Source organism: Bradyrhizobium centrolobii (genome assembly GCF_001641635.1).
GTDB classification, from domain to species: Bacteria; Pseudomonadota; Alphaproteobacteria; order Rhizobiales; family Xanthobacteraceae; genus Bradyrhizobium; species Bradyrhizobium centrolobii.
In genome coordinates this window covers 1-14,950 of the sequence record NZ_LUUB01000049.1, presented here as the reverse complement: position 1 = coordinate 14,950, position 14,950 = coordinate 1, and the positions used below count along the sequence as shown (strand labels likewise).

Genomic DNA, 14,950 nt, shown 5'->3' with positions numbered 1-14,950 from the left:
GGTGAGGTGAAAGCAATACGACAACGCGCCCGGCTTTCGCCGGGCGCGCTTCGTTTCGACCGTCAGCTGGACCGCATTACTCCGAGTACTTGAACTCTGGCATGTTCTTCAGTTCGTCCTTGCTCGCGTTGAACACGGCATGGTCCGGATACCACTTCGACGAGGACGACTTGGTCGTGGTCGTCGCGGTCTTGTCGGTGCCGGTCGCAGCGCCTGTCGTCGTGGAGGCAGGGGGCTTGGCGCCCGGGGCGCCCGGGGCGCCCGGCGGGTTCGTGGCGGTGCTGGAGTAAGCGATGGCCTCGTCGGAGAACTTCAGCTTTTCGTAGGGCACGGCGACCAGATGCTCGCCCATGCCGAGGAAGCCGCCGACGCCGATCACGGCGATCTTGATGTTGCCGCTCTTGTCCATCAGCAGATCGTTGATCGAGCCGATGTTCTCGTTGGCGTCGTTGTAGACCCTCAGGCCAGACATCTTCGATGCACGCCACTCGTTCGACGCCGAGGTGCTCGTGGTTGTCGCGGTGGCCGCCGGCGGCGCCTTGTCGCCGGTGGCGGTCGGCGACTGTGCAAACGCTACAGTCGCCAGTAGCGCGGTCCCGGCGAGGCCGGCCGCGATCGATTTGATCAACATGTTGTCCTCTCCTTCAACAAGAAACCTTGTGCGGAGAAAACAGCCTCGATCAGTCGCAGTTCCGACCGTGCGGCAATTTCGCTGCTACTTTCGCGTGCCGCCGCATTGCGATGAATGTTCCGCAATCACGCAGGAACGTTCGCGACGCACGGTTCCCCGCCGACGGTCACGCGCCCTGGGAAGAAGCATGATCGCGGCGAGGAACGCGCCAACCTGCGTCGCCCAGGTCAGCTCTTGTAGTCGATCAGAAGCGCGGAAAAGTCCGAGCTGCTCGACGAGTTCGTCGAGCTGCCATTTGCGCCGTAACCCGTGGTCGACGACTGCGACTGCTGGAGTGCCTGGAGAAACTGCTGAAGGATCTCGGCCGTGGTCTGGTCGCTCGAGGTGCTGCTCGTCGAGTCCGTGGGCGAGGACGAGTCGGAGCTGTCATCCGACGGCGGCGGACCGGGCGGCGGTCCGCCCGCGCCACCTGCGCCCTGCGGGCCCTTGGAGAACGTGGCCTCGAACACGCCCTTGAGCTCGTCGGCCTGGTCGGAGGTCAACGTCCCGTTCGCGACCTCGTTGGAGATGAGGTCATCGATCTTCGACTTCATGTCGTCCTTCGAGGGACGCGTGCCGCTGGACTCGTCGCTGGCGCGGCTCTGCTGGAGCGCAGTGTCGATGTCGTTGAGCGCCGTCGAGAGCGCGGACTGGTCCGACGACGAGATCGTGCCGGCGGAGACTTCCGATTGCAATTCCTGCTGTAGCCGCTGTAGCGGCGACTGGTAGCTGCTGCTTGAGAGCGACGCGATCGTGCTCATGATGGCTCCGGGGTTTCTACGGTATCTTGCGCGACGGTTTGACGGTATGGTTAACGCTCTTAACGAGACCTTGCCGTTCCCCAGTCCGGCTGTTGCCGGGTGTTGCGATCAGCGCAGCCAGAAACAAACGGAAACAAAAATATTCGCCATTCGGCCCGAATCTTGGACAAACAAAGCTCATGGCCATTCTCAATCCCAACATCCTGGTCGTCGAGGACGACCGCGAAACCCGGACGTTGATTGCGAAGTACCTGCGCAACAATGCCTGCAACGTCACCGCCGTGAGCGACGGGCGCGAGATGGCGCGCGCCATGGCCGATCACCGCGTCGACCTCATCATCCTCGACGTCATGCTGCCCGGCGAGGACGGCCTGAGCCTGTGCCGAAAGGTGCGCTCGGAGGCACAGACGCCGATCATCATGCTGACCGCGCGCGGCGAGGATGTCGACCGCATCGTCGGCCTGGAGATGGGCGCGGACGACTATTTGCCGAAGCCGTTCAACCCGCGCGAGCTGCTCGCGCGCATCAACGCGGTGCTGCGCCGCCAGGCGGCGGCCCAGGCCGCAAGCTCGATCGAAGGCGCGAGCACGCTGGCCTTCGAGGGCTGGCGCATCGACCTGCGGCTGCGCGAATTGCGCAACCCCGAAGGCGCGCGCGTCGCGGTGACCAGCGCCGAGTTCGACCTGCTCCGCACGTTCTGCGAGCGGCCCGGCCGCGTGCTGTCGCGCGACAGCCTGCTCGACCTCACGCAGGGGCGCAACACCGGTTCGTTCGAGCGCTCGATCGACGTGCTGGTCAGCCGCATCCGCCGCAAGATCGAGCCCAATCCGCAGGACCCGACCATCATCAAGACGGTCCGCTCGGGCGGCTATTTGTTCACGCCAAGGACGGAAGCGGTCACGGCGCCCCTGAGCAATTGAGGCGGCGCCGGCCATGAAGCCGATCGGGTTCTTCCATCTCAAGGGCATCGGCGGGCAGATCGCCGCGCTCGTCCTGGCTTCGACGGTGGCGCTCCATCTCGTCGTCACCACCGCCTTCCTGATCAGCCGGCCGGACCGCCCGGACACGCCGCCGGACGGCGCCCATCAATTGACCGATGCCGCGCTGCTGCTCGGCTCGGCCAGCGAGAGCGAGCGGCCGCGCCTCATCGCCGATCTCGCGCGCGCCTTCCCCAAGCTCGGCATCGAGACGCTCGCGCCCGGTACGGCGACGACCGTCGAGGAGAGCGAAAGTGCACATTTGCACGGGATCCGCCGTCACCTCGGCCGCGGCTACAAGGTGGTGCAGCTTGCCCCCGACGGCGGCGTGCGCCGTATCGGCGTCGAATTGCCCGACGGCACCATGGTCGCGGGCCGCGTGGACAACGGTCCGCGTCCGTGGTTCTGGGGCGCGCCCTGGCTGATGACGCTGATGACCGCCTTCATCTGCGTCACCGTGCTCGGCCTGTGGGCCGCGCGTGCGCTGGCCACGCCGCTGTCGTCCTTCGCCAAGGCCGCCGAGAATTTCAGCCTCGACGGCACGGCCGAGCCGCTGCCCGAGCGCGGCCCGGAGGAGATCCGCCAGGTCGCGCGCGCACTCAACCGCATGCATGAGCGGATCGCGCGGCTGATGTCCGATCGCACCAGGATGCTGGCCGCGATCAGCCACGATCTGCGCACCCCGATCACGCGCTTAAGGCTGCGCGCCGAGTTCATCGAGGACGAAGGCAACCGCAAGCGCATGCTGATCGATCTCGACCAGATGCGCTCGATGCTGGAATCCGTGCTGTCGCTCTTGCGCAACGACCGCAAGATGGAGGCGGTGACCCTGGTCGACATCGCAAGCACGCTCCAGCTCGTCGCCGACCAGTTCGGCGACATGGGCCACGTCGTGCACTATGACGGCCCGGCATCGGCGACCGCCGTCGCACGTCCCGACGACCTGCACCGCGGCATCACCAATCTCGTCGAGAATGCCGTGCGCTTCGGCGCCGAAGTCACGATCCGCCTCGACGTCGAGGGCAGCAAGCTCATCATCGATGTCGAGGACGATGGCCCCGGCATTTCGGATGCGCGCAAGCAGGAGATGCTGGAGCCGTTCGTGCGCGGCGACGACGCGCGCACAATGGACGACTCGACCGGCTTCGGGCTGGGCCTGTCGATCGCGCGCGCGATTGCGCTCGCTCATGGCGGCGATCTGTCGCTGCACGACCGCGAGCCGCACGGGCTGATCGTACGGATGCAATTGCCGGTGTGGCAGCAGCCGCGGCTCGCGGCGTGATGCATCTACTTCACCTCTCCCCAGCGGAGAGAGGTCGATTTGCGCAGCAAATCGGGTGAGGGGGTGCAGGTCCCACGAGAGAGCGCAACCCCTCACCCGGCGCTTCGCGCCGACCTCTCCCTATGGGAGAGGTGAGAGATCGCAATGTGCAGCAACGCGGCTCAGGCCGCGAGCGGCGGATGTTCGATGGAAGAAGAATCGAAGATCGCCACCGCCTCGAAGCGATAGCCGCAGGCGCGGCACGTCCAGAGATAGGAGACGCGGCCCTCGCCCGGCTCAATCCAGTCGGGCTTCGCGATCGGCGTACCGCACTGGGCACAAGGGTTATGCTTGGGGATGTCGATGTCTGCTCTGGTCATGGACGTCTCCCAAATTGCTGGTTTTGACTAGCCATTTTTGGCTTGGGCGGATGCGCGAATGGACAGGCCCGCTGCCGCGTACGGCACTCCGCCAACTTCACTCTTAACCTAGGTTTAAGTCGTAAAAACGACGGCGCGCCCAAAATTGCCGATGGCGTCGTTTCGCCACATCATCGCCGCGTTCCCACGGCCTAACGCGCACAGGCGCAGGTCCGTTCTGCCGAGGAACATTTCGATGAAAATTTTGCGTATCGCCGCGCTCGTCGCGGCCGGGCTGATGGTGGCGCAGGCGGCGCAGGCTGGTGAAAGCGAGTACGCCGAGATGGTCGCAGCTCATGCGCGCGCCAATGGCGTGCCGGAAGCGCTGGTGCACCGCGTCATCATGCGCGAAAGCCGCTACCAGCCGCATCTGATCGGTCGCGGCGGCACGATCGGGCTGATGCAGATCAAGCTCGCGACCGCCCGCGGGCTCGGCTACACCGGCGATGCCGCCGGCCTGCGCGATCCCAACACCAACCTCACCTACGCCGTGAAATATCTCGCCGGCGCCTATCACGCCGCCAACGGCGACCACGCGCGAGCCATTCGTTATTATGCGGGCGGCTATTACTACGCCGCAAAGCGGCAGCGGCAGGAGATGGTGCAACAGGCAAGTAACGAGACCTGGCTCGAGCCGAACGGCAACCCGCAGCCGATATTTGGCGCCGTGCCGCACCGGAAAGTCGCGCAGCGCGTGCGCAACGCGCGGGCGCAGGTTCCAAACGACTGATCGTCATTCCGGGGCAGTGTTCTGCACCATCCCGGAATGACTGGCCTGCGGCTAGTGCGTTGACACAGGCTGTCACTGGCATACATTAGTGCCGTTCCGAGGGGTGCTCCGAGGAGGAGCTGAGATACCGCTAAATGGGTCAGAAGGCTCAGGACCGCGGTGACCCTTTGAACCTGATCCGGGTCATGCCGGCGAAGGGACAGGGATGTACCAGACCACCAAGCGACCGGATTCCCCGGTATCCATCATCGGCGCAGGCATTGCAGGAGCGTGGCAGGCGCTGCTGTTCGCACAGGCCGGCCACGCCGTGACCTTGCACGAGCGCGGTGACGCCGCGATGACGGACTCCACCAGTCACTGGGCCGGCGGCATGCTCGCGCCCTATTGCGAGGCCGAGGTCGCCGAACCCATCATCAGCCGGCTCGGCCTGCGTTCGCTCGACATCTGGCGGCGCGAGCTGCCGGATACCCCGTTCAACGGTTCCCTCGTCGTGGCGCATCCGCGCGAGCGTACCGATTTTGAGCGCTTCGCGCGCATGACGGAGGGCCATCGGCGGCTCGATGCAGCCGCCCTCGCCGCGCTCGAGCCATCGCTCGAGGGCCGCTTCCGCGAGGCGCTGTTCTTCCCGACCGAGGGGCATGTCGAGCCGCGCCGCGTGTTGCCGAAGCTGCATGAGCGCATCCGCGCCGCCGGCGGCACCATCAAGTTTGAAAGCCGCGTCAGTGCCGCCGATCTCGACGGCATCGTGATCGACTGCCGCGGCCTGGCCGCGCGCGAGGAACAATCCGAGCTGCGCGGCGTCAAGGGCGAGATGATTTTGATCGAGACCAACGAGGTGCAGCTTGCGCGCCCCGTGCGGCTGATCCATCCACGTTGGCCGCTTTACGTGATCCCGCGCGAGGACAATCTGTTCATGCTGGGCGCGACATCGATCGAGGCCGAGGACACCGGCGTCAGCGTGCGCTCGGCGCTGGAGCTCTTGGGTGCGGCCTATGCGGTGCATCCGGCCTTCGGCGAGGCTCGCATCGTCGAATTCGGCTCGGGCCTTCGCCCCGCCTACCCCGACAATTTGCCGCGCATCGGTGTTCGCGGCGACAGGATCGCCATCAACGGGCTCTATCGCCACGGCTTCCTGATCGCGCCGGCGCTCGCCGAGTTGACGCTTGCCTATGTCCAGCGCGGCCAGATCGACAATGAGGTGATGCAATGCGCGTGATCGTCCAATGCGTTTGATAATTAACGGCGAGCAACGCGAGGTGAACTCGGCAAGCGTGGATGCGCTGCTCGCCGAGCTCGATTACGAGGGCACGCATTTCGCGATCGCGCTGAACTACGACGTGGTCCCGAAGAGCCGCTGGGCCGAGACGCAACTCAAGGCCGGCGACGAGATCGAGATCATCACGCCGCGGCAGGGAGGGTGAGGATGACGGCACACTCCATCCCCACGTCGCTGGCGCAGGCCACACACTCCGGCGTCGTCGCCCGGCTTGCCGCCTTCGCTCAAGCTTCGGCGGCCGAGCACCCTTGTGGCCCGGCGAAGCCTTGGCGGAGCCGGGACCGGGCGATCCGGTACGCCGCGGCTCCTCCGTATTACGAAACGGCCTCTGGAATACTGGATCCCCGCTTTCGCGGGGATGACAGCTACAATTGCGGAAACACCGACCGTCACAACACAAGCCTGTGGTTATGGGTCCCGGCCTTCGCCGGGACGACGGTATTCTTTAAGGAGACACCTTCGACATGGTGACCTTCTACGGCAAACAATTCTCCTCCCGCCTCCTCATCGGAAGCGCGCTCTATCCCTCGCCCGCGGTCATGCAGGCGGCGATCCGCGCCTCGGGTGCGGGCATCGTCACGGTGTCGCTGCGGCGCGAGGCCGCCGGCGGCAAGACGGGGGACGCATTCTGGAATCTGATCCGCGAGCTCGATGTCACGGTGCTGCCGAACACCGCCGGCTGCCGCAGCGTGCGCGAGGCGGTGACGACCGCCAAGCTCGCGCGCGAATTGTTCGGCACCTCCTGGATCAAGCTTGAGGTGATCGCCGACAACGACACGCTGCAGCCCGACGTCGTCGGCCTCGTCGAAGCCGCCACCATCCTGATCAAGGACGGTTTTGAGGTGTTCCCCTATTGCACCGAGGATCTCTCGGTCGCAAACCGCCTCGTCGATGCCGGCTGCAAGGTGGTGATGCCGTGGGCAGCACCAATCGGCAGTGCCAAGGGCATCACCAACCGCGATGCGCTGAAGCTTCTGCGCGAGCGCCTGCCCGACATCACGCTGGTTGTCGATGCCGGTCTCGGCGCGCCAAGCCACGCGGCGCAGGCGCTCGAGCTCGGCTACGACGCCGTGCTGCTCAATACCGCGATCGCGAAAGCCGCCGATCCCGTGGCGATGGCCAACGCCTTCCGCCTCGGCGTCGAGGCCGGCCGCACCGCCTTTGAAGCCGGGCTGATGGACGCCCGCGACTTCGCTTCCCCCTCCACCCCTGTCGTTGGGACCCCGTTCTGGCATGCCGTATCCTGATCGCTTCTATCCCGTCGTCGACAACATCGCCTGGGTCGAACGCCTGACAAAGCTCGGCGTCGGCACGATCCAGCTGCGCGCGAAGGACCTGAACGACGCCGACGCGCTGCAGATCGTCAGCGACGCGCTGGCGGTCACCAAGGGCACGCAAGCAAAGCTGGTGGTGAACGATTACTGGCGCGCGGCGATCGTCGCGGGCGCGCAGCACCTGCATCTCGGCCAGGAGGACCTGGTCGATGCGGATGTGAAAGCCATCCGCGAGGCCGGGTTGACGCTCGGCATCTCCACCCATGACGACGCCGAGCTTGCGACCGCGCTCGCGGCCAAGCCGGACTACGTCGCGCTCGGCCCGATCTTCTTCACCACGCTGAAGTCGATGCGTTTCGAACCGCAGGGCATTCCGAAGATCACGGAATGGAAGAAGCGCGTCGGCAACATCCCGCTGGTTGCGATCGGCGGCATCAAGTTCGAGCACGCCGCGGAGATTTTTGCCGCGGGCGCGGATTCCATCGCTGTCGTCAGCGACGTCACCCAGAACGCCGATCCCGATGCGCGTGTGCGGCAGTGGCTCGGCCTATCCGTGGAGGCGGCGTGATGCGTACCCTCCCCACACACTCCGCCGTCATCGCCCGGCTTGACCGGGCGATCCAGTACGCCGCGGCTTCTCCGTATTACGGCACGGCCTCTGGAATACTGGATCCCCGCCTTCGCGGGGATGACAGCGGTACTTGTCTCTCGCGCAGCGATGCCACAACGAATTAGAAGGAGGATCCCATGAACATCCGCTCCAATCCCGACAAGACCATCCCCGCCGTCACCACCGGCCCGCTGCCCTCCTCGCGCAAGATCTTTGCGACGCCCGAGGCCGCGCCGGACGTGCGCGTGCCGCTGCGCGAGATCATCCTCTCGGAAGGCGCGGGCGAGCCGAACCTGCCGGTCTACGACACGTCAGGCCCCTACACCGATCCGTCCATCACGATCGACGTCAACGCCGGCCTCTCCCGCAACCGCAAGGCCTGGGTGCTGGAGCGCGGCGGCGTCGAGGAATATGACGGCCGCGCGATCAAGCCGGAGGACAATGGCGGCGTGTCCGCCGAGAAGGCCGCGCGTGCGTTCAGCGCCTATCACAAGCCGCTGCGCGGGCTCGACGGCCACAAGATCACGCAGCTCGAATTCGCCCGCGCGGGCATCATCACCAAGGAGATGATCTACGTCGCCGAGCGCGAGAACCTTGGCCGCAAGGCACAGCTCGAGCGCGCGGAAGCCGTGCTCGCCGACGGCGAAAGCTTTGGCGCCTCGGTGCCAGCCTTCATCGCGCCCGAGTTCGTCCGCAGCGAGATCGCGCGCGGCCGCGCCATCATCCCCTCCAATATCAACCATTCCGAGCTCGAGCCGATGATCATCGGCCGCAACTTCCTGACCAAGATCAACGCCAATATCGGCAACTCGGCGGTGACTTCGTCGGTCGAGGAGGAGGTCGAGAAGATGGTGTGGGCGGTCCGCTGGGGCGCCGACACCGTGATGGACCTCTCCACGGGCCGCAACATCCACACCACGCGCGAATGGATCTTGCGCAACTCGCCGGTGCCGATCGGCACCGTGCCGATCTATCAGGCGCTGGAGAAGTGCAACGGCGATCCGGTGCAGCTCACCTGGGAACTCTACAAGGACACGCTGATCGAGCAGTGCGAGCAGGGCGTCGACTATTTCACCATCCACGCCGGCGTGCGCCTGCAATACATCCACCTCACCGCCAACCGCGTCACCGGCATCGTGTCGCGCGGTGGCTCGATCATGGCGAAGTGGTGCCTGGCGCATCACAAGGAGAGCTTCCTCTACACCCATTTCGACGAGATCTGCGACATCATGCGCAAGTATGACGTCTCGTTCTCGCTGGGCGACGGCCTGCGCCCGGGTTCGATCGCGGACGCCAACGACCGCGCGCAGTTCGCCGAACTCGAGACGCTCGGCGAACTAACCAAGATCGCGTGGGACAAGGGCTGCCAGGTCATGATCGAAGGCCCCGGCCATATCCCGATGCACAAGATCAAGATCAACGTGGACAAGCAGCTCAAGGAGTGCGGCGAGGCGCCGTTCTACACGCTTGGGCCGCTGACCACCGACATCGCGCCGGGCTATGACCACATCACCTCCGGGATCGGTGCCGCCATGATCGGCTGGTTCGGTTGCGCCATGCTCTGCTACGTCACGCCGAAGGAGCATCTCGGCCTGCCCGACCGCAACGACGTCAAGACCGGCGTCATCACCTACAAGATCGCGGCCCACGCCGCCGATCTCGCCAAGGGCCACCCCGCCGCGCAGCTGCGCGACGACGCGCTGTCCCGCGCCCGGTTCGAATTCCGCTGGACCGACCAGTTCAACCTCGGCCTCGATCCGGACACCGCAAAGAGCTTCCACGACGAGACCTTGCCGAAGGAAGCCCACAAGGTCGCCCATTTCTGCTCGATGTGCGGCCCAAAGTTCTGCTCGATGAAGATCACGCAGGACGTGCGCGACTACGCGGCGACGCTGAACGATCCGGCGGCGGTGGGCATGTCGATGCAAGGTACCATCGAGGACGGCATGGCCAAGATGAGCGAGAAGTTCAAGGAAATGGGCAGCAGCGTGTATCTGGATGCGGAGAAGGTGAAGGAGAGCAATCGGGCGCTGTGAGGGGTACTACTCCGCCGTGGGGTAGCTTGGTGGGCATCGAAAGAAGAAGGGCCAGGCGAAAGCCTGGCCTTTCTTCTTGCCTGATTTTCCTCACGCGGATACGCTACTTCTAATTGAATCACTTTCCATTGTGATACTCTTCAAGAACTCGAACTAGGTTGCGTAAAGGGATCGTCTATGGCTCGTCCAAGAGTTTTTGTAAGCTCAACTTACTATGACCTGAAGTACATCCGCGGCGGGCTAGAGGCGTTCATAAAGCAAATCGGGTATGATCCGATCTTATTCGAGAAAGGCGACATCCCTTTCCACCACGATAGTCTTTTGGAGCAGTCATGCCTTCAAGAGATAGATACTGCAGACATGCTGGTTTTGATTATAGGGGGTCGATACGGCTCGATGAGCAAAGAAGATCGGGAGCTTTTGGAGAAGGACCCCGAGAGATTCTTTGGAAAGATACGATCAGTTACACAGAAGGAATATGAAAAGGCTCGCGAAAAGGACATTCCTATTTTTGCTTTTGTCGACACGCAGGTCTTGGCGGAGTACAGCACGTACAAAGCAAACAAGGAAAACCCGACCATCAACTATGCTTTTGTTGATAACGTGAAGATATACGAACTGATCGACGACATTTATGCGCAACGACGCAATAATTTTCTAAGAGAATTTAGCAAGCTCGAGGACCTGACATCTTGGCTGCGCGATCAATGGGCGGGACTTTTCTCTGACTTTCTCAAGCAACGCATTAATTTGACGAGGTTTCGCAATATCGAAGAGCAAATTCGAGACATGCGGCAGCTGGTGGAATCTTTGCGGACCTATAACGAAGCCATATTGCGATCGGTAGATGAAAAGGGTTCAAAGGCGATCATCTCACAGCAGCATCGCACGCTAGAGCAATCGCGAGTCGCGAAGTTCATGCGGGAATCGATGATCGATTTTATTTTTAATACCGAGTTCCAGCCTGGAAAGCGGCCTAGTCGATCGGCGATGTATGACGCATTCCTAAAATCAAGCAACCTGCAAGATTTCTTGCAAAAGCTGAAATTCTCTGAGGAGAAGATAAAAGAGTTTCTTTCCAATCACGAGACATATGCCGTCAAGGACTACGAGAAACTCTCTGAAACTTATAAGACCTCAGAGCCGCCAGAAGATGAATGAGCGGCGCTCTTGAGATAGTACCGTTGTCTCCGACATATCGCCTCGCTCATGCGACGCGAAACTCGTCTAGCAGGTCAGCGCGGTTGGTAAGACGGGTAGAACCCAGCGAAAATCCATAGCACACCTGATAACTCGCAATTGTCGGCGAACAAGCGTAGGTTTCGTTGCGCTCCGACGCATTCTGCGGACTTTTAATTTACGCGAAGCCACTATCGACCGCCTCCCCGACCAGCTCCGCCCCGACCTCCGCCTCGTCTTCGTCGGCACCGCCGCCAGCACGCGCTCGGCCGCCGTCGGGCACTACTACGCCCATCCCGGCAACCGCTTCTGGCAGGCGATCCATGAGGCCGGCATCACACCGCGCCGTTATCAGCCGAGCGAGTTCAGAGAGCTGCTCGAGCTCGGGATCGGCTTCACTGATCTCTCCAAGTCGGGCGCAGGGATGGATCACCAGATCGAGGCAGCATCGATCGACGTGCCCGGGTTCAGGGCCAAGATCAAGAAATATCGGCCGAAGACCGTTGCGTTCACGAGCAAGAAGGCGGCGAGCCTGTTTTATGGCAGGCCGTCCGGCGTGATCTCGCTCGGGCGGCAGCAACCCGAAGAAAATCTGCCCGACGTGTTCGTACTCGCCTCCCCGTCCGGCGCGGCGTCCGGCCACTGGACGCTGCGGCCATGGCGCGAGCTCGCGGCATGGATTGCGGTGTAAGATGGATTTGCGATGGCACCCCACGTTCAGCCGTCGTCCCGGCGAAGGCCGGGACCCATAACCCCAGGGAGTGGTTTGGCGAAGATTCGCCGTCCGGTACTCCGACCTTCCACGATTGATAGATCACGCGGTATGGGTCCCGGCCTTCGCCGGGACGACACCGTGGATGTGGCAACGTGGTCCTGCCAAAATGCGACCGCGCACGGCTAACCCACTCTACGCGAGTTCGCTACGCACTCACCCCGCATACGCCCTGTCCAGATCCGCGATCACGATCTTCTTCATCTGCATCATGGCGTGCATGACGCGACCCGCTTTGGTGCGGTCGGGGTCGCCGAGATAGCGGCCGAGCGCGGTCGGCACGACCTGCCAGGACAGGCCGAACTTGTCCTTGAGCCAGCCGCACCTGGATTCTTCACCGCCGTCCGCGGTGAGGCGGCTCCAGAAATAGTCGACCTGCTCCTGGGTCTCGACGCTGATGAAGAAGGACACCGCCTCGTTGAAGCGGTATTTCGGCCCGCCATTGAGGGCGTTGAAACGCTGACCTTCCAGCTCGAACACCGCCATGAAGTCGTTGACGGTCTCGACCTTGGCGTTGGGAAACACCGATTTGTAGAAAGCGACGGCCTCGGGGACGTTGTTGTCGAACCAGAGAAACGGCGTGATGGAGGTCATGTTTCGGGTGTCCTCAGGTTTGGGATGGGACGTGCAGGCGCGGGCCTGCTCACAGGACGAACCGGAGGGTGGGCATCCGACAGGCGCGGGATCATTTTTCCTGGCCATCCTGTATGATGGGCCCGGAGTTGCCCGTCGAGGAGCCCGCATATGCTGACCCTCTATTCCTATCCCGAACTCTTCGGCGTCGCCGACAACAACGGTTATGGCCTCAAGGTCTACGCCTTCCTGAAGCTCGCGGGCGTGCCCTTCGTGCACGCGCACCTGTTCGATGCCTCCGCCGCGCCGCGGGGGCAGCTTCCCTATGTCGTCGACGACGGCGAGACGATCGGTGACAGCGAGACGATCATCGCGCACGCGATCGCAAAATATCGCCTGACCATCGATGCCGCGCTGTCGCCGGCGCAGCGCCGGACCAATCACCTCATTACGCGCATGCTCGACGATCTCTACTGGGTGATGTCGTATTCGCGCTGGAAGGACGACCGCTATTGTCCTGCGTTTTGCGATGCCTTCATGGCGCAGCATCCGCAGATCGATGCGGCGGGGCTGGAGAAGGCCAAGGCCTATAACGCGCAGCGCTATTACTTCCAGGGGATCGGCCGCTACACGCCCGAGCAGGCCTATGCGCGGGGACTCGCCGATCTCGAGGTGCTGGCCGAGATCGTGCCCACGCAGGGCTTCGTGCATGGCGAGGCGCCGACCAGCATCGATGCCGGCATCTACGGCTTTCTCGCCAACATCCACTTTTTTCCGATACCGACGCCGCTGAAGGCGTTCGTCGATGCGCACAAGAACCTCGTCTCGCATTGCGAGAGGATTCATGCGGCGGTGAGCGGATCGTAGTCGCAGATCGTAGAGCCTGTGAAGCTATTGGATCTGCGGAGATTGGCCGGCAGGGAAATGGCGAGTTGAGTTGATCCGAGGGCTGTGACGAGGCGGACTGTGGGTGCCACTATGGTTTGGCGAGATGGTGGCCCTGCAGGATGTTGTTGGTGAGCGCGTACCAGAGGACGACGGCGCGGACCTTTTCGATACCGCGGACGGTCAATTGCCGCAGGTCCCAGTTGCGCCAGCGGGCATGTATGCATTCGCAGATCGTACGGGCTCGGTACTGAGCTTTGCCGTCTTCGCTGGCCATGCGAGCACGCCAGGCCAACACGCCCGGACCGTCGCCATGCCGGGGCAAATAAGGATCGACACCGCTCCTGGACTGCGTTGGTGGACAGTAGATGTCGATGCCTTCGCTATGCGCCCACTCGATATCCTCGGCGCTGCAGAAACCGCCATCGACGAGGTGGCGGCGGGGAAAGCGGCCCAGCAGTGATCGCGTTCGTTCCAGCATCGGCCGCATCAGGCCGCGATCCGATCCATTGTTGTCGACGTCGACCGTGACCACGATCAGCTCGCCCGCCGCGCTGGCCACCTGCACGTTGTAGGCTGGACGAAAGCCGGCATCCGCCATCTTCATCACCCGCGCCTGCGGGTCGGTGGTGGAGGCCCGCGCCTCCTTCGGCTTTTTGCCATTGCCGCCCTTCTCGTCGAGCTGCTTTCGCTTGCGCTTGATCTCGGCCAGCGCCGCTTGCGCCGCCTGCACCCGCTCGCTGCGTTCGCGCGCCGCGCGCTCCCTCGCGGCCCGAATGCGCCGATTGCTGGCTTCCGGATCCGCATCGACCTCGCGCTTGAGCTCCTCCACCACAGCCTGGGCCTGCGCCATCTGCCGATCCAGCGTCGCCTCCCGCCGGAACGATCCGGTCCCCGCATTGGCCCGTATCCGCACCCCGTCCTGGGTCAACTTCTCCAGATCGACCAGCCCCGCCTTGCTCAGCGCCGCCAGATGCTCGCTCAGCAGGCGGTCGAGCAGGTCGGCACAGCCGACCCGGAAGTCCGACAGCGTGTGATAGTTCATCGACACTCCGCCACATAGCCAGCGATAGACGTCATGGCTCTCGCAGAGGCGGTCCAGCGCACGCGCGCTGCCCACGCCATCGCTCGTGGCGTAAAGCCAAAGCGCCAGCAGCAGTCGTGGCGATGGCGGCGGATGACCGGGCGTATTCTCCCGCGCCTTGACCCGATCCTCAAGCTCGCTCAGGTCCAGCCCCTCAACATAGGCCCAGATCACGCGCGCCGGATGCTCTTGCCCGATCAGGCTCTCGATATCCACGGCACGCAGTTCGATCTGGTCACGCATCGGCTCGCGCAGCCGCGGCGCTCCAACCGGCTCTGCACCTGCTCGCGGCTTCGCCTGTTCCGGCAGCTCTCCAAATAGCTCTTCGTCAGCCATCATCCCCTCCGCCGAATCAAGGCACACAGAGAATCACGACGGCCTTGATCTCCGCTACATCCGCCCAGCCGAAATGAAAGATTCACAGCCTCGTAGGGTGGGTTAGC

At 63.5% G+C, this 14,950-nt stretch carries 16 protein-coding genes and 1 riboswitch; of the genes, 11 read left to right on the top strand and 5 right to left on the bottom strand.

Annotation, left to right across the window (positions count from 1 at the left end):
- Nucleotides 1-76: 76 nt before the first annotated feature.
- Both AYJ54_RS13275 and AYJ54_RS13270 read right to left on the bottom strand, forming a co-directional pair.
- On the bottom strand, nucleotides 77-631 hold the full coding sequence (locus tag AYJ54_RS13275) for a PRC-barrel domain-containing protein (protein ID WP_063699354.1): 555 nt from the start codon (nucleotides 629-631) through the stop codon (nucleotides 77-79).
- 227 nt (nucleotides 632-858) lie between these two features.
- A complete protein-coding gene (locus AYJ54_RS13270; RefSeq protein WP_063699353.1) occupies nucleotides 859-1,431 on the bottom strand; it encodes a hypothetical protein in 573 nt (190 codons plus the stop codon).
- 179 nt (nucleotides 1,432-1,610) lie between these two features.
- Between AYJ54_RS13270 and AYJ54_RS13265 the strand changes: the two genes are divergently transcribed.
- Nucleotides 1,611-2,351 (top strand): response regulator, encoded by a 741-nt coding sequence (locus AYJ54_RS13265; RefSeq protein WP_063699352.1) that lies wholly within the window; start codon nucleotides 1,611-1,613, stop codon nucleotides 2,349-2,351.
- Between the two features lie 13 nt (nucleotides 2,352-2,364).
- Nucleotides 2,365-3,690 carry an ATP-binding protein gene (locus tag AYJ54_RS13260; protein WP_063699351.1) on the top strand — a complete coding sequence of 442 codons (1,326 nt, stop codon included), beginning with the start codon at nucleotides 2,365-2,367 and terminating at the stop codon, nucleotides 3,688-3,690.
- A gap of 161 nt (nucleotides 3,691-3,851) precedes the next feature.
- Here AYJ54_RS13260 and AYJ54_RS13255 read toward each other — a convergent pair whose 3' ends face one another.
- On the bottom strand, nucleotides 3,852-4,049 hold the full coding sequence (locus tag AYJ54_RS13255; protein WP_136623666.1) for a hypothetical protein: 198 nt from the start codon (nucleotides 4,047-4,049) through the stop codon (nucleotides 3,852-3,854).
- A gap of 235 nt (nucleotides 4,050-4,284) precedes the next feature.
- Between AYJ54_RS13255 and AYJ54_RS13250 the strand changes: the two genes are divergently transcribed.
- From AYJ54_RS13250 to AYJ54_RS13210, 8 genes are all read left to right on the top strand, one after another.
- The gene (locus AYJ54_RS13250) at nucleotides 4,285-4,818 is read left to right on the top strand and encodes a transglycosylase SLT domain-containing protein (RefSeq protein WP_063699349.1); all 534 of its coding nucleotides are present in this window, start codon (nucleotides 4,285-4,287) and stop codon (nucleotides 4,816-4,818) included.
- Nucleotides 4,819-4,907: 89 nt separating this feature from the next.
- Nucleotides 4,908-5,036, top strand: a riboswitch (TPP riboswitch).
- Nucleotides 5,024-6,034 carry an FAD-dependent oxidoreductase gene (locus AYJ54_RS13245; protein ID WP_063699348.1) on the top strand — a complete coding sequence of 337 codons (1,011 nt, stop codon included), beginning with the start codon at nucleotides 5,024-5,026 and terminating at the stop codon, nucleotides 6,032-6,034. Its footprint overlaps the riboswitch before it by 13 nt.
- 7 nt (nucleotides 6,035-6,041) lie before the next feature.
- Complete coding sequence (gene thiS, locus AYJ54_RS13240) at nucleotides 6,042-6,239, top strand: sulfur carrier protein ThiS (RefSeq protein WP_063699347.1); 198 nt, start codon at nucleotides 6,042-6,044, stop codon at nucleotides 6,237-6,239.
- A 319-nt stretch (nucleotides 6,240-6,558) separates the two neighbouring features.
- Complete coding sequence (locus tag AYJ54_RS13230) at nucleotides 6,559-7,341, top strand: thiazole synthase (RefSeq protein WP_063699345.1); 783 nt, start codon at nucleotides 6,559-6,561, stop codon at nucleotides 7,339-7,341.
- Nucleotides 7,328-7,936 carry a thiamine phosphate synthase gene (locus tag AYJ54_RS13225; RefSeq protein ID WP_063699344.1) on the top strand — a complete coding sequence of 203 codons (609 nt, stop codon included), beginning with the start codon at nucleotides 7,328-7,330 and terminating at the stop codon, nucleotides 7,934-7,936. Before AYJ54_RS13230 ends, AYJ54_RS13225 begins: the two co-directional genes overlap by 14 nt.
- 179 nt (nucleotides 7,937-8,115) lie before the next feature.
- Nucleotides 8,116-10,014 carry a phosphomethylpyrimidine synthase ThiC gene (gene thiC / locus AYJ54_RS13220; protein ID WP_063699343.1) on the top strand — a complete coding sequence of 633 codons (1,899 nt, stop codon included), beginning with the start codon at nucleotides 8,116-8,118 and terminating at the stop codon, nucleotides 10,012-10,014.
- 177 nt (nucleotides 10,015-10,191) lie between these two features.
- A complete protein-coding gene (locus tag AYJ54_RS13215) occupies nucleotides 10,192-11,175 on the top strand; it encodes a DUF4062 domain-containing protein (protein ID WP_063699342.1) in 984 nt (327 codons plus the stop codon).
- 178 nt (nucleotides 11,176-11,353) lie between these two features.
- Nucleotides 11,354-11,884, top strand: a complete 531-nt coding sequence (locus AYJ54_RS13210; RefSeq protein WP_063699341.1) for a mismatch-specific DNA-glycosylase — start codon at nucleotides 11,354-11,356, stop codon at nucleotides 11,882-11,884.
- A 237-nt stretch (nucleotides 11,885-12,121) separates the two neighbouring features.
- Here the strand turns inward: AYJ54_RS13210 and AYJ54_RS13205 are convergent, their stop codons facing one another.
- Nucleotides 12,122-12,559, bottom strand: a complete 438-nt coding sequence (locus AYJ54_RS13205) for a VOC family protein (protein ID WP_063699340.1) — start codon at nucleotides 12,557-12,559, stop codon at nucleotides 12,122-12,124.
- A 150-nt stretch (nucleotides 12,560-12,709) separates the two neighbouring features.
- On the opposite strand from AYJ54_RS13205, the gene AYJ54_RS13200 reads away from it, so the two are divergent.
- Complete coding sequence (locus tag AYJ54_RS13200; protein ID WP_063699339.1) at nucleotides 12,710-13,405, top strand: glutathione S-transferase family protein; 696 nt, start codon at nucleotides 12,710-12,712, stop codon at nucleotides 13,403-13,405.
- A 109-nt stretch (nucleotides 13,406-13,514) separates the two neighbouring features.
- On the opposite strand, the gene AYJ54_RS13195 is transcribed toward AYJ54_RS13200, so the two are convergent.
- The gene (locus tag AYJ54_RS13195) at nucleotides 13,515-14,846 is read right to left on the bottom strand and encodes an IS1182-like element ISBrsp8 family transposase (protein ID WP_076611642.1); all 1,332 of its coding nucleotides are present in this window, start codon (nucleotides 14,844-14,846) and stop codon (nucleotides 13,515-13,517) included.
- Nucleotides 14,847-14,950 lie beyond the last annotated feature (104 nt).